The sequence below is a fragment of the Candidatus Leptofilum sp. genome (genome assembly GCF_965223285.1).
Taxonomy (GTDB): domain Bacteria; phylum Chloroflexota; class Anaerolineae; order Promineifilales; family Promineifilaceae; genus Leptofilum.
This window is the reverse complement of the sequence record NZ_OZ244997.1, coordinates 611,953-625,471: the sequence shown is the minus strand read 5'-3', so window position 1 is coordinate 625,471 and position 13,519 is coordinate 611,953. Positions and strand designations below refer to the sequence as shown.

At 52.3% G+C, this 13,519-nt stretch carries 10 protein-coding genes; 5 read left to right on the top strand and 5 right to left on the bottom strand.

Annotated features, from left to right (window positions below):
• Window positions 1-10 precede the first annotated feature (10 nt).
• From ACOQPU_RS03335 to ACOQPU_RS03325, 3 genes are all read right to left on the bottom strand, one after another.
• A complete protein-coding gene (locus ACOQPU_RS03335; RefSeq protein WP_420643712.1) occupies window positions 11-1,849 on the bottom strand; it encodes an ABC transporter ATP-binding protein in 1,839 nt (612 codons plus the stop codon).
• Window positions 1,850-1,949: 100 nt separating this feature from the next.
• On the bottom strand, window positions 1,950-3,896 hold the full coding sequence (gene ftsH, locus ACOQPU_RS03330) for an ATP-dependent zinc metalloprotease FtsH (RefSeq protein WP_420643711.1): 1,947 nt from the start codon (window positions 3,894-3,896) through the stop codon (window positions 1,950-1,952).
• A gap of 156 nt (window positions 3,897-4,052) precedes the next feature.
• Window positions 4,053-4,700, bottom strand: coding sequence for an RNA polymerase sigma factor (locus ACOQPU_RS03325; RefSeq protein ID WP_420643710.1), 648 nt, complete (start codon window positions 4,698-4,700; stop codon window positions 4,053-4,055).
• 443 nt (window positions 4,701-5,143) lie between these two features.
• On the opposite strand from ACOQPU_RS03325, the gene ACOQPU_RS03320 reads away from it, so the two are divergent.
• Both ACOQPU_RS03320 and ACOQPU_RS03315 read left to right on the top strand, forming a co-directional pair.
• Window positions 5,144-5,923, top strand: a complete 780-nt coding sequence (locus tag ACOQPU_RS03320) for an N-acetylmuramoyl-L-alanine amidase family protein (protein ID WP_420643709.1) — start codon at window positions 5,144-5,146, stop codon at window positions 5,921-5,923.
• Complete coding sequence (locus ACOQPU_RS03315; protein ID WP_420643708.1) at window positions 5,920-6,996, top strand: L,D-transpeptidase family protein; 1,077 nt, start codon at window positions 5,920-5,922, stop codon at window positions 6,994-6,996. Before ACOQPU_RS03320 ends, ACOQPU_RS03315 begins: the two co-directional genes overlap by 4 nt.
• Here ACOQPU_RS03315 and ACOQPU_RS03310 read toward each other — a convergent pair.
• The gene (locus ACOQPU_RS03310) at window positions 6,993-8,099 is read right to left on the bottom strand and encodes a phosphotransferase (protein WP_420643707.1); all 1,107 of its coding nucleotides are present in this window, start codon (window positions 8,097-8,099) and stop codon (window positions 6,993-6,995) included. The genes ACOQPU_RS03315 and ACOQPU_RS03310 overlap by 4 nt on opposite strands.
• Window positions 8,100-8,516: 417 nt before the next feature.
• On the bottom strand, window positions 8,517-9,020 hold the full coding sequence (locus ACOQPU_RS03305) for a hypothetical protein (RefSeq protein ID WP_420643706.1): 504 nt from the start codon (window positions 9,018-9,020) through the stop codon (window positions 8,517-8,519).
• Between the two features lie 593 nt (window positions 9,021-9,613).
• On the opposite strand from ACOQPU_RS03305, the gene ACOQPU_RS03300 reads away from it, so the two are divergent.
• The 3 genes from ACOQPU_RS03300 (at window position 9,614) to ACOQPU_RS03290 (ending at window position 13,474) form a co-directional block, all read left to right on the top strand.
• A complete protein-coding gene (locus ACOQPU_RS03300; protein WP_420643705.1) occupies window positions 9,614-10,903 on the top strand; it encodes an adenylosuccinate synthase in 1,290 nt (429 codons plus the stop codon).
• Between the two features lie 90 nt (window positions 10,904-10,993).
• Window positions 10,994-12,763: a bifunctional phosphoribosylaminoimidazolecarboxamide formyltransferase/IMP cyclohydrolase gene (gene purH / locus ACOQPU_RS03295; RefSeq protein WP_420643704.1), complete on the top strand. Its 1,770-nt coding sequence runs from the start codon at window positions 10,994-10,996 to the stop codon at window positions 12,761-12,763.
• Between the two features lie 93 nt (window positions 12,764-12,856).
• Window positions 12,857-13,474, top strand: coding sequence for a hypothetical protein (locus ACOQPU_RS03290; RefSeq protein WP_420643703.1), 618 nt, complete (start codon window positions 12,857-12,859; stop codon window positions 13,472-13,474).
• Window positions 13,475-13,519 lie beyond the last annotated feature (45 nt).

The following is a 13,519-nucleotide window of genomic DNA, read 5'->3' as shown; positions in this document are numbered from 1 at the left end:
AAGCGCAAACTCAATCTCCAATCTCTAATCTCCAATCCCCCGCATTTGAAAATTGCATTTGGTATAGTCGAAAATAGAGGCCGTCTGGATTTTGCAGCAGGTCGCTATGCGTCCCCTGTTCTACTACACGCCCCTGGTCCAGCACCAGCACCCAGTCGGCGTTGATGACGGTACTCAGGCGGTGGGCAATCACAAAGGAGGTACGGCCGTTCATCAACCGCTCCAATGCCTCCTGCACCAAACTTTCACTTTCACTGTCCAGCGACGAGGTTGCCTCATCCAAAATAAGGATGCGCGGGTCTTTCAGGATAGCGCGGGCAATGGCCACCCGCTGCCGCTGACCGCCGCTTAGCTTTACGCCGCGTTCGCCCACCATCGTCTGGTAGCCGTTGGGCAAGTCGTGCAGGATGAATTCATGGGCGTTGGCAGCGATTGCAGCAGCTTCAATCTCAGCTTGCGTCGCTTCCAAATTGCCGTAGCGAATATTTTCCAGCACCGTGTCTGAAAATAAAATCGTCTCCTGCGGCACAATGCCAATCTGCTGGCGCAGGCTTTTTACGGTAATGTCCCGCACATCGTGATCATCAATGAGAATACGGCCGTTCACCACATCATAAAAGCGCGGAATCAAATTCACCAGCGTACTCTTGCCTGCGCCACTCGGCCCCACCAGCGCCACCACCTGGCCTGGTTCGGCCACAAACGACACTTGCTTCAGGATAGAAACGGCCGTTGTGTAATCAAAATCCACCGCTGCAAATTCCACCCGCCCAGCCACAGGTGGCAAATCAATTGCCTCAATCTGATCGGCAATGTCTGGTGGCGTGTCCAGCAGTTCAAACAGCCGCTCAGTCGCGCCTAATGCCGATTGGAACTGCGCATACAGTCCCGCCAGCGAGGCAATCGGTGCCGCCACCATCATCGTGTATACCAAATATGCCACCAATCCGCCCGCCGACAATCGCCCTTCAATCACTTCAAAGCTGCCAAACCAAAGCGTCAGGGTAATGGAAGCGAAGGCCATGAACCCAATGGTTGGCCCCAGCACCGCCCCGATTTTGGCGCGCCACATTGCCGCTTCGTACACGTCATTCACCCTCGCTGAAAAACGGCCGATCTCATGCGGCTCGCGCACAAACGATTTCACAATGCGAATGCCGCTTACGGTCTCCTCAACCACGTTGGCTGACTCCGCCAGCGCATCCTGTACCGCCTTGGCCGCCTTACGAATTTGCCGCCCCAGGAACACCATCGTTAGCGAGATGATGGGAATGCCCGTCAGAATAATGAGCGTGAGCCGCCAGTTAAGCCAAAACAACAAGGCCGATGCGCCAATTAGCGTGATTGCCTGCCGCAACAAAGCCACAAGATTGTCGGTAACGGCCGTTTGCAACTGCGACACATCATTCGTCAAGCGGGAAACCACCTCCCCCGTCCGGTGGTCGGCAAAATATTTCAGCGACAAGGATTGCAAATGTGTGTAAATCTGCACCCGAATGTGCGCAATGACTTTCTCGCCGACAAACGCCAGCGTCAGGCGATGGCCAAAGCTGAACAGGGCCTGCACAAGAAACACCACAAACAACCCAACGGCTAGCTGGTTCAGCCGCATTAGGTTCTTGTCAATCAGCACCACATCCACCAAATTTTGCACCACCAGCGGCAGTACCAATCCCAGCATTGTGCTAAACAGCAGCAGAATAATAGAGAAGATCATTTGGTTGCGATACGGCCGTACATACCTCAACAGCCGCCTAAACGTGTGCAAACTCTCCCGGTTCAGACGCCTGGCCTTTGCATCCGGGTCTGATTCATATTGCCGCCCCGCGCGGCGAAAACGTACTGTCATAGCAAGCTACTGTCTCTCAATAATCTACCCATAAAAAAACCTCCCCACCCAAAAAAGTGAGGAGGCTGCCTTCAAAATTTAGGTGCCAATGATCAAAAATTTAGTCAGAGGAGGGCATCACTTCTTCAACGAGTGCGTCCGTCAGCTCTTCGCTGTCTACTTCCGCGTCGTCAGACTGCGCCGCAAACGCCTCATTCATCAACTTCTCAAACGTACTGCGATCCATCGTTTCTACTTCCATCAGCGCGTTGGCCAACCCTACCATCTTCTCACGATTATCTTCAATGATTTGCTTGGCGCGCTTGTAGTTGTGGTCCAGAATCAAACGGACTTCATCATCTATCGCTTTGGCCGCCTCTTCACTGTAATCACGCCCCATGCCAAAGCCATAATCACGCCCCACAAATGGGTTGCTGCTTTGGTCGCCGTAAGTGGGCAAACCCAGCGACGAGGACATACCATAGTTCATTACCATCGCCCGCGCCCAGCGAGTTGACTGCTGCAAATCAGACGCTGCGCCCGTGGTAATCTGGCCAAAGAACACTTCCTCCGCAGCGCGGCCACCCATCGCCATTGCAATCTGGTCTTCAAACTTTTCACGCGTGTACACCATGCGCTCTTCACGCAGTGGCAATACATACCCACCAGCCCGGCCGCGGGGCACAATCGTAATCTTCTGGATGGGATCCGTGTTGGCCAGGTGGAAGCTAACAACCGCATGGCCTGCCTCATGGTAAGCCACCGTTTCTTTGTCTTCCTGAGTCATCACGTGGCTCTTCTTTTCAGGTCCCAGTGCAATCCGATCGAATGCGTCCTGAAATTCCAGATTGCCAATGGTGCGCTGATCGCGTCGTGCGGCAAAAATGGCAGCTTCGTTGAGCAAGTTTTCCAAATCTGCGCCAGAGAAGCCAGCCGTGAGCTTGGCAAACTCTTTTAGCTCCACGTCTTTGCTGATTGGCTTGCCGCGTGCGTGTACTTCTAAAATCTTTTCACGCCCACGCACGTCTGGCAGGTCTACAAACACTTTGCGGTCAAAGCGACCAGGGCGCAGCAGAGCGGGGTCCAGAATGTCGGCGCGGTTGGTAGCAGCCATCACAATCACGTTGGTGTCATTGTCGAAGCCGTCCATCTCTACCAGGATTTGGTTGAGGGTTTGCTCACGCTCATCGTGGCCACCGCCCAAACCAGCACCGCGCTGCCGCCCCACAGCATCAATTTCGTCCACGAAGACAATAGAGGGTGCAGACTGTTTTGCTTTCTCAAACAGGTCGCGCACACGGCTGGCTCCGACACCTACAAACATTTCCACAAACTCGGAACCAGAAATGTGGAAGAAAGGTACACCTGCTTCTCCGGCAACCGCGCGGGCCAGCAACGTTTTACCCGTTCCGGGCGGGCCAACCATCAACACGCCTTTGGGAATGCGCGCCCCAACCTGCACAAACTTTTCTGGTTCGCGCAGGAATTGCACCACTTCAGCCAGTTCTAGCTTGGCTTCATCCACGCCAGCTACGTCATCAAAGGTTACAGTGGGGCGATCCGCGTCACTCAAATTTTTGGCGCGGCTACGGCCGAATCCAAAAATGTTATTGCCGCCCCCACCCTGCATCTGCCGGAAACCCCGGCTGAAAATCCAGATGAGTAGCAAAACGGGGCCAATGGTGAACAGGATACTCACGATGTTGTTACGCAGCGACAGGTTCCGCACCTGCACTTCTACGCCAAGCTCTTCCAACTGAGCATTATTTAGCCCGTTGAAAGCGAGGACATCTTCCAAAGAACTTTGACTGTCTTTGGTGGTTATCCCTACGGTCTCTGGCTCACCAGCGGCATCAACGCGGTATGCCTCCAGGCGATCACCGCTCAGCTCGATCACATCAACTTGGCCATTTAGGACTTGTGAGAAAAATTGCTGCTGGCTAATTTCTTCTGGCCCGCTTAAACGGCCGCTAAACAACAGCTGCAAGCCCACAATGACGGCAAAAATTGTAATAATCCATACCCAGGTCGGTACCGATGGGCGATTGTCGTTTGGTTGCTCTTCCATAACTTATTACTCTCTACTTAACAATAGAAGGAATCTCACAAAAAATTCCTAAATTAAACATTAAATTGGTCTAAAAATATTCAACCATTGTACGCTTAAACCAGACAGGTTTCAAGCAAGATAGCACCGAAACCGTAGCTGGTTTTCCGCCGAAATTTACCATTCCGACGGTTCAGGCGGATAAGGCGGACGAGTACATACTGGAATGGGGATAGGTGCTGGAGTCGGCTCTAGTTCCGGGACAAAAGCGTCCATCATGCTGACCAAAATGCCGCGCAAATTGCGCCGTGCATACTGAAGCCGCTTTTTCACTGTTGTTAGTGGCAGTTCCAGCAGGCGGGCTATCTCTTTCTGGGAATAGCCATTTAGGTAAAACAGTTGGGTAACAACCTGCTCTTTTTCTGGCAAGGCCTGTACGGCCGTCATTACCCGTGCCTTCAACTCATCATTTTCTACCAAAGCAACTGGCCCCGGCTCTTGAGTGATAATGTCTTGACTGAGATTAATCGCTTGTGCCAACGGCCGTGTGTCGCGCAGCAGGCGGTACGTTTGGCTCAGCACAATTTGCTTAAACCAACCCGCGAAGGCTTCTGGCTGCTGAAGCTGGTGTAACTTTTGGTAAGCGACCACAAACGCTTCCTGCACAGCATCTTGCGCCAAATCTGCATCATGCAGCCGCGAAAATGCCCAGCGAAAAGCGGTCTCATAAAATCGGCTTACCAGTTCCGCGAACGCTTGCTGACGAATTTCTGTTTTTGCTCTGCCACTGCGGGCAGTTTGTACGAGTTGCGCTAACTCATTCATGGTTTACTCCAACGGCCGTTCCAGGTATATCTTCTACAGATTTATTCTTCTGATCGAGTGAATCTAACAAAACTCACCTGTTCAAGACACATCTGCTACTAACTAGAGCCATATTGTAACAAAAAGGTGACAAATTCATTTTATTTTTAGCAAGACCTCTCTCTAAAAGGCAGTTCTCTAATCCATAGCTTACGATGAGTTACTGAAATTTACCGTAAGATTTATGTAAAAGTCATAAAGAACCTTATCGCTTGCAAACATGCAACTTTGCCACGATTCTCTCATTTTCATCCTGCGTCGTTTCGTGTAAAATATAGACATAAGATCAGCAACTTAGAAACCACCTCAGAGAAAAAGAGAAATCTGAGAAAAGGAATCACAGCCTCAAACCTCTCTGTGAACTCTGTGGCTAATCTAGTCCGGTTTCGCCGCGAGAAAACCATATGCAATCAGATTTTCGGGATAACGGCTGGGAAAATGAATCGTTCGATTGGGTTCGCCTGCTTGGGCGCAACCTGCCCATCGTTGTTTTTTTACTGGTTGCCTTTGTGGGCATGGGGCTAACTTACTGGTTTTTCAGCCCGCCAGAAGCCACAGCTGAGATGATTGCCAACAGCAGCAGCAGTTCCCTTTCTGCACCATTTTACAAACCGGTGCCAGCCAAACCAGTTTTGCAACGGCTCACGCAAAGTCCTGGCCCCATTCGTATTGGCCTGATTTCTGGGCACAAAGGGAGCGATAGCGGTGCCGTGTGCGACGATGGCCTGACAGAAGCAGATGTGAATCTCAACATTGCTGAAAAGGTAGCTGGGGCATTGTTGGCGCAAGGCATCCACGCCGACATTTTGGACGAGTTTGATCCGCGATTGGGCAATTATGGTGGAACGGCCGTTATCTCCATCCACGCCGACTCCTGCAACTACTTCAACGATCTGGCCACCGGGTATAAAGTTGCCGCCTCCAGCCGCACAGATTCAACCTTGTTGCAAAACTGCATGGAAAGTGCGTATCAGCAGGCTACCCAGCTTTCTTACCATGCGAATACGATCACGCTGCACATGACCGATTACCACGCCTTCCGCACATTGCCTGATGGCGTTCCGGCGATCATCATAGAGACGGGCTTCATGTACCTGGATCGTGAGCTGCTGACCAACAATGCAGATATTCCAGCAGCCGGTATTTTGAGCGGCATTCAATGTTTTCTGGACAATACACCATGAGCAACGCAAAACAGTTAGATCACATTGATTTGCTGCTGAAACAGGCAAAAACGGCCGTTCAGCAAAAAAACCAGGCCCAAGCTCGGCGACTGCTGCAACAAGCCGTCCGCCAAGACCCGCAAGATTACCGGGGCTGGCTTTGGCTGGCGAGCGTTGCGCCCACGCCCCAAGCAAGCCTGGAATATGTGAATCGGGCCGATATGTTGGCACCGAACAACGCTACCGTGCAAAAAGCGCGCCGCTGGGCTGAAAAACGATTGTCACACACTGAGCAAATGGCTCCAGAAACAATAACCATTCCGGCTCAAGAGCGTAAAAGTCGCTGGCCGCAGCTGGCCCGCTGGCTGGCAATTGCCTTAGTAGTGCTACTTTTGGGCGCAGGCGGCGTTTTCGCCTGGCAATATTTTCAACCTGCCACCGAACCAATGGCGGATACGGCCGTTCTCACTAGCAGCCTCAGCCCAAGCAATGATATCGAATTGGCCAGTTCGGAAGTTGAAGCGGCCCCTGCCAAAGCCACCGCTACGCAAACGCCACAACCCTACGTGCCTGCCAAGCAAATTGCCAGTACCGGTAGTGACCAGCCTCGCCCCACCTGGACGGTCACCCCTACCCCATCCCCTACACCTACACCAACCCCCACCGTCATTCCCACCTTTGTGAATCCAAATTACCAGGACGCCGTACGGCCGTTCGGCGTCGGCCCCAACGAACGGTGGATTGATGTCAACTTGTCCACCCAAACCCTACGCGCTTACGAAGGGGACAATGTCGTTTTCTCGACCCTCATTTCCAGCGGCACTTGGGAACATCCTACTGTCACTGGTCAGTTCCGCATCTGGCTAGAGTACGAAAGCCAAACCATGGACGGCCGTCTTCTCGGTTACGACTATTATTTGGAAAACGTTCCCTACGTCATGTACTTCTACCAAGATTACGCTCTGCACGGAACCTTTTGGCACAATAACTTTGGCACCCCCATGAGCCACGGCTGTGTCAACATGGAAACCAACGACGCCGCTTGGATTTACAACTTCGCCACCATCGGCACCCTCGTCAACGTCCATTATTAATTCTTCCTGATGGACGCTAATAAACCTCGAATATCCTGATCCTCTAAAATCACCGACAGTCGCCGAAGTCTTACCTCCATCAATTCTGCCTGTCTCCTATCTGAAAAATCAAACAGAAATCCACCTTCTACCAAAATATGAATCCGGAAGAAAAACGATAGGCGATAATCGGCCAAACATTGTTCAAACGAATAGTCTGGTACACCCTGTTCCAATAGCGTGCGATGATACTGGTGCAGAAGGTTTAGTTCTTCCACTCGTCTCAGTTCAATTCTAAGATTGTCACTTAAAAAATAGGCTACGTCGCAGGTGCCCGAACCCAGTTTCATCGTTTGCCAGTCGATTGTCGCAAACGGAACGCCATCGCCAGACTGATTGAAGAAGAGATTGTCTAGGCAAAAATCACCGTGGATCATTGTCTGCGGCCGATTCCCCATTCGCTCGGCGATTTCAGGCATCAACTCACCATATTCTCGCGTGACATCGAGAATCACCTCTGATAAGAATGGGCCTAGTTTCTCAAAGAATCTAGGCCACTTATATTGCTGATAGGCTTTCTGGTCCATGCGATCTGGACTCGATATAACGCGGGCCCAATCGAACTTCTTCAGCTTTGGACTATTCCAAAACGCGGCATGTAGTTTGGCGATATCTACGAGTGCTAATTGAGCCTCAGCTGAAGTGCATCCAGCAATTTGATCCCCAACCTCGGCTGGAGCCATGTCCTCTAACAAGAGGAGCGGATTTTGCCCCAATTCATCGATCGTGCTGAAATAGCAGCGGGGAATACGCATCTTGATTTGACCTGCCACATCTTGATAGAAACGAACTTCTCTTTCGTACAAGCGGTTTACAGCCAAGGCGGCTCGCAGTTTAAGATTGTTGGTGGGGAATTTGGCAATCAGTGTTCGGGGAGCCTTCTTTTCCGGCAGATCATAGAATAGAAAAATGCGGGTAATCTCACCCATGAACCCCTCAACATCACCGATCGGTTCTAAGCGTATTTGAGAGACGGCAGCCGCTTGAATAGTCCCAGTCGAACGCAACGCTTCGGTCAGCCAAGCAGCTGTTATTGTCTCTGCAGAATCTGGAATGTGTTCCATTTTGCCATGCCTTCGTGCATTTCGATGCGTTTGATTTGGTCTTCGCCAACTATAACCCTGTATCGTTTAAGAACCCAGAGAAGACCGTTTGTTTTTCATGAGGAATCAACCCGAACAGCTTGACTGTGTTGGTTCCCATTGATTCCTTGAAGTGAATTGAAAAAAGTGGACATGAGTTTAGGTCAGAATCAAGAGAAACTCTACCGCTGCGCTGTGGTCGGCGTCTCGCCGTGCCACTTTCTTTGCCTGTGTGGAATGTGGGGGAACGGTGCTTGTTTTGAAGGGAAACGGTCGTTTCCCTTCAAACTTTTGCTAAAATCGTGAGTTAAGGCGACATAAGCAGCGTAGCCTGAAGTCGCAGCAGGTGAGGTTTGGTGCTTGTCAGAGACCGCACCACAGCAGGGCAACAAATCGTCACTAGACCACGACGAATCGCGCACCTGCCGTTGTAAACAAAATATCCGCCGGGCCACTCGCCTCAGGCGGGACAACAAACTTAACACCAACCGAAATGCCAAGACCATGCTTAATCTCAATCGCTGGATCAATTTCCCAGCTATTGTACTCGTCAATAGATTGGCTATGGTTGCCACCACTTTCCAAAAGAGGGAGACCATCTAACGATTTCACTTTTTTCCGGCCATCATATATATGAACGGCCGTAATCATCGTGAAATCCAACGGTTTTTCGTAAAAAACATAAATATTTTTCAACAACACTTTTTTCGGCCGTTGGGTGGAATCATCGTTATCCAATGGGAAGCGAATGTTAGGAATTGAAAAATGGAACCAATTATCAGACCAACCCTCTCCCCAAAAATGTGCCCCCCATCCCTTCAGTTTAAAATTCTCAATGCGATCTTCATACTCAACATGCACTGATGTCCCGTGAACCCAAACCGTCGAATAATAATCATCCATTACTGACCTCCTTTCTAAATGTATGTTGCCTCATGATACATGAACCTGCCAGAACACGCATAAAAGAGCAGAAAACGTTACTTGTTATCTGTTGCCTGTTAATTGTTGAAACGGCCGTTTATGAACGCAATCTAGCCCGACAAGTGCGCAGGGTTTTTCAGTGTTTGGAAAAGTGCCCAAAAGCTAGCGGCCTCAGGCCGTGCTACTTTCCGGCCTGAATGGATTGTATGGTAAACGGCAACTGTTTGGGTGTAACGCCCGTTTGCCTGCAAAGCAAGCAGCGCAAAGCCATGTCACAAGTCGAGGCGCAGAAAGAATCTGCGGCTACAAATATGCTGGGCAAGAATTAGGTCAAGTTGCCTAATCGAAAGGGTAACTTTTCTGCTATAATTGGTTCGCAATAGAGTAACTGCCCAAAAATTCAACAAGCAGTTCGTCCTATTGCCAGAAATTACCGTCCGCAAACCAAGCTAACTGCGGTAGATTCATGGCTATTCAAAAAATTAATCTCAACTAAAAAGTGCCCGACCGCAGGGAAATCAAACTCCCGGCTGGTCGGGTATATTTATTTTGGCAAACTTCAGGAGGATACAATGCCACTAGACATGATTATTGGTGCTCAATGGGGCGACGAAGGCAAGGGACGGGTCACTGACATGCTGGCCGCCCAAACCGATATTGTGGCTCGCTACAGCGGTGGCGATAACGCCGGACATACTGTCACTGTGCAAGGCGATATTTTCAAGCTGCACCTCATCCCCTCAGGCATCATTCACCCCAACACCACCTGCCTCATCGGCAATGGCGTGGTGCTAAATCCAGCGGTTTTGCTGCGCGAGATGGCAATGCTCACCGACCGAGGCATTGATGTTGGCCCGAAGCGGCTCAAAATCAGCCGCAATACCCACCTCATTACCCCAGCACACATTGCTCTGGACAAAGCCAAAGAGGCGCGGCGCGGCGACAGTGCAATCGGCACGACGCTGCGCGGCATTGGCCCAGCTTACACAGACAAAACTAGCCGCGTTGGCCTACGGGCGGAACTGTTTGCCAACCCAGAGGAGCTGGCCGACCAGATTCAGGCACACATCGCCGAGAAAAATGAAGTCCTGACAAAAATCTATGGTGCAGAACCGCTGGATGCGGATGCGGTAGCTGCCGAATATGCTCAATTTGCCCAACGGTTGCGGGACTACCTGGTGTATGGGTCGGTTTATTTGGATAAGGCATTGAAAAACGGCCGTTCCGTCCTGGCAGAAGGCGCGCAAGGCACATTTTTAGATTTGGATCACGGCACCTATCCGTTTGTCACCAGCTCTGCGCCGACATCGGGCGGTGTTTTGGTGGGCTTAGGCGTTGGCCCACGCATGGTGGGGCGCGTCATCGGCATCGCCAAAGCGTTCACCAGTCGCGTTGGCGGTGGCCCCTTCCCCTCAGAATTGGATGGCGAGATGGCACACCGGCTGCGGGGTACAGGTGACAAGCCGTGGGATGAGTACGGCACCACCACGGGGCGTCCGCGCCGGGTGGGTTGGCTAGATTTGGTGATGCTGCGCCACGCCGCCCGCATCAACGGCCTCACGGAGTTGGTCATCACCAAGCTAGACATTTTAAGTGGCATTGACGAAATTCGCGTCTGCAATGCGTACAAATTAGATGGGGAAACGATTGACTTTTACCCCAGCGACATCCCCTCGCTGAGCCGCTGCCAACCTGTGTATAAAACGCTTGCTGGCTGGCAAGAAGATGTGATGGACATTCGTGAACTGGCAGATTTGCCACAAGCTGCTCAGGATTATATTCAGTTTATTGCCAATGAGACGGGGGTGCCGGTAACGGCCGTTTCCGTTGGCCCCGGCCGCGAGCAGGTCATTCATTTGTAAAACAATCCACAGATCACGCGGATTTCGCAGATTGGACAGATTTTTCTCTGCGCCTTTGCGTTAAATTGTCTTCAGAGGAGCTAATTTTAGATGGCAAACCAAAAGCAAGCATTGCTTTCTGTTTCAAATAAAACCGGGCTGGTCGAGTTGGCCCAAGCGCTGCACGAGCTAGGCTATGCCCTCATTGCCAGCGGAGGAACGGCTCGCGCCGTCCGCGAATCTGGGCTGTCTGTGCAAGACGTGGCCGACCTGACGCAGGCCCCAGAAATGCTGGGGGGGCGGGTCAAGACGCTCCATCCAGCGGTTCATGGCGGCATCCTGGCCCGCAACATCGACAGCGACCAGGCTGATATGAAGGCGCAAGGGTACCAAAATATCGATCTGGTGGTGTGCAATTTGTATCCGTTTCAGGAAACCGTTGCTAAGGAGGGGGTGACGCTGCCCGAAGCGGTGGAGCAGATTGACATTGGCGGCGTCACGCTGCTGCGGGCGGCGGCCAAAAACCATCTGCGCGTTACTGTTTTGTGCGAGCCAACTGATTATGAAAAGGTGTTGGCCGAACTGCGCGGCCAGGGAGACACGGCACTCACCACCCGGCAAACGTTGGCCTTGAAAGCGTTTCAGCATACGGCCGTTTACGACGACGCCATCTCTAATTTCTTACGCCAACAGTTCCCCCACAGCCACAGCCAGCTCACCTTGCGCTACGGCATTAATCCGCACCAGGCACCTGCCCAAATTTACACCATGCAGGGGGAACTGCCGCTAAAAGTCCTCAACGGCTCACCTGGGGCTATCAATTTGCTGGACGCACTGAACGGCTGGCCACTGGTGCAGGAACTGAAAGCGGCCCTCGATTTGCCCGCTGCTGCCTCGTTTAAGCATGTCAGCCCGGCGGGAGCAGCTGTAGCCGTACCGCTAACCATGCAAGAAGCACGCGCTTGCTTTGTGGATGATTTGCTGGATGAGCTGACACCATTAGCCACCGCCTACGCCCGCGCTCGCGGGGCGGATCGCATGTCTTCTTTTGGCGATTGGGTGGCGTTGAGCAACCCGGTAGACGCGGTGACGGCGCGTCTCATCGCCCGCGAAGTGTCTGACGGTGTGATTGCCCCCGATTACGATCCAGACGCGTTGGAGATTTTGCAGAAGAAGAAAAACGGCCGTTACCCCATCATCCAAATTGACCCCAGCTACCAACCACCGCTGCTAGAGCGGCGCGAACTCTTTGGCATTACCTTTTCCCAGCGGCGCAACGATGCCGAGATTAACGCCTCACTGCTGCTAAACGTCGTTTCGGCCAGCCAGGAGCTGCCCGAAAGTGCCCAGCGGGACCTTATCGTGGCCACCATCGCGACCAAATATGCCCAATCGAACACGGTGTGCTATGCGCTAAACGGCCAAGTCATTGGCCTGGGCGCGGGGCAACAGTCCCGCATTCACTGCACCCGCCTGGCTGGGGACAAGGCCGATAACTGGTGGTTACGTCAGCATCCGCGCGTTCTTGGCTTCCAGTTTAAGAATGGCACGCCTCGCGCCGTGCGGAACAATGCCATCGATTTGTACGTTTTGGATGAGGTTGGTGAAGTGGAACGGCCATCCTGGGAAGCATTGTTCGAGAAAGCACCTGCTCCGCTCACGGATGCCGAACGGCGCGACTGGCTGAATCAGCTACAAAATGTGTCTGCCAGTTCTGATGCGTTCTTCCCCTTCCGCGACAATATTGACCGCTTGCATCAGAGTGGGGTTAAATATGTGGTGGAACCGGGCGGTTCGGTGCGCGACGAGGATGTAATTGCCGCCGCCGACGCGTACAACATGACGGTCATCTTCACCGGTCTGCGCCTGTTCCATCATTAACCAACTTACGTAAGGGCGTTTCGCGAAACGCCCTTACACAAATTGCACATGCAAAAATTGTCCTCAAACTTTATTCTGCTTGTCATTCTGTTAATGCTTCCATCATTCGTAAGCTGTGCTGCGGCCCCGTCAGAAGATGTGGCCGAGCAGGAGCTGCTGCTGGAGACAGATTTCCGTGAGGTTAGCAGTTGGCCAGAGAAATTAGACATGGAAAGCGGGACGGCCGTGCAGTTCACCAACGACGGCTATGAACTCAGCTCCAACTCGGCAGCTTACGTGTGGGGGTTTGGCGAGGCCGAGTATGCAGATGTGGTGCTGGAAACGGCCGTGCGCCAGCAATCCTCTGAGCAAAATAACGCGTACGGCCTGGTCTGCCGCGCCAGCAATGCAGATAGTCGTAATGGGTATCACTTCCTCATTAGCGGAGATGGCTTGGTTTCGATTCGCCGCGTCGAGCGTGGGCTATCCTCCCCAATTGTGGATTGGGCACCCCACAATGCCGTACGCCAGGGCGAGCGCACCAACAGCTTACGCGCCATTTGTGCAGGAGGGTACTTGGCATTTTATGTCAACAATCAACTGGTTGCAGAGGGGGAAGATGGCCGTTTCTCCTCAGGTCATGTTGGCTTTGCAGCCAGTGGCTCAGAAGCTGGCTCGGTCCGTGTCACCTTCGCAAACCTCGTCATTCGCGCCGCTGAACTGTCTCGATAGTCCGGTTTTTCACTCAGAATTTGCCCCTTTTGCTAGACATTCCCC

Excerpts from the sequence above, each read along its gene's own strand:
- ACOQPU_RS03320 (WP_420643709.1), top strand. The coding sequence starts at position 5,144 with ATGCAATCAGATTTTCGGGATAACGGCTGGGAAAATGAATCGTTCGAT.
- ACOQPU_RS03310 (WP_420643707.1), bottom strand. The coding sequence starts at position 8,099 with ATGGAACACATTCCAGATTCTGCAGAGACAATAACAGCTGCTTGGCTG.
- ACOQPU_RS03325 (WP_420643710.1), bottom strand. The coding sequence starts at position 4,700 with ATGAATGAGTTAGCGCAACTCGTACAAACTGCCCGCAGTGGCAGAGCA.
- ACOQPU_RS03335 (WP_420643712.1), bottom strand. The coding sequence starts at position 1,849 with ATGACAGTACGTTTTCGCCGCGCGGGGCGGCAATATGAATCAGACCCG.
- ACOQPU_RS03305 (WP_420643706.1), bottom strand. The coding sequence starts at position 9,020 with ATGGATGATTATTATTCGACGGTTTGGGTTCACGGGACATCAGTGCAT.
- ACOQPU_RS03300 (WP_420643705.1), top strand. The coding sequence starts at position 9,614 with ATGCCACTAGACATGATTATTGGTGCTCAATGGGGCGACGAAGGCAAG.
- ACOQPU_RS03290 (WP_420643703.1), top strand. The coding sequence starts at position 12,857 with ATGCTTCCATCATTCGTAAGCTGTGCTGCGGCCCCGTCAGAAGATGTG.
- purH (WP_420643704.1), top strand. The coding sequence starts at position 10,994 with ATGGCAAACCAAAAGCAAGCATTGCTTTCTGTTTCAAATAAAACCGGG.
- ftsH (WP_420643711.1), bottom strand. The coding sequence starts at position 3,896 with ATGGAAGAGCAACCAAACGACAATCGCCCATCGGTACCGACCTGGGTA.
- ACOQPU_RS03315 (WP_420643708.1), top strand. The coding sequence starts at position 5,920 with ATGAGCAACGCAAAACAGTTAGATCACATTGATTTGCTGCTGAAACAG.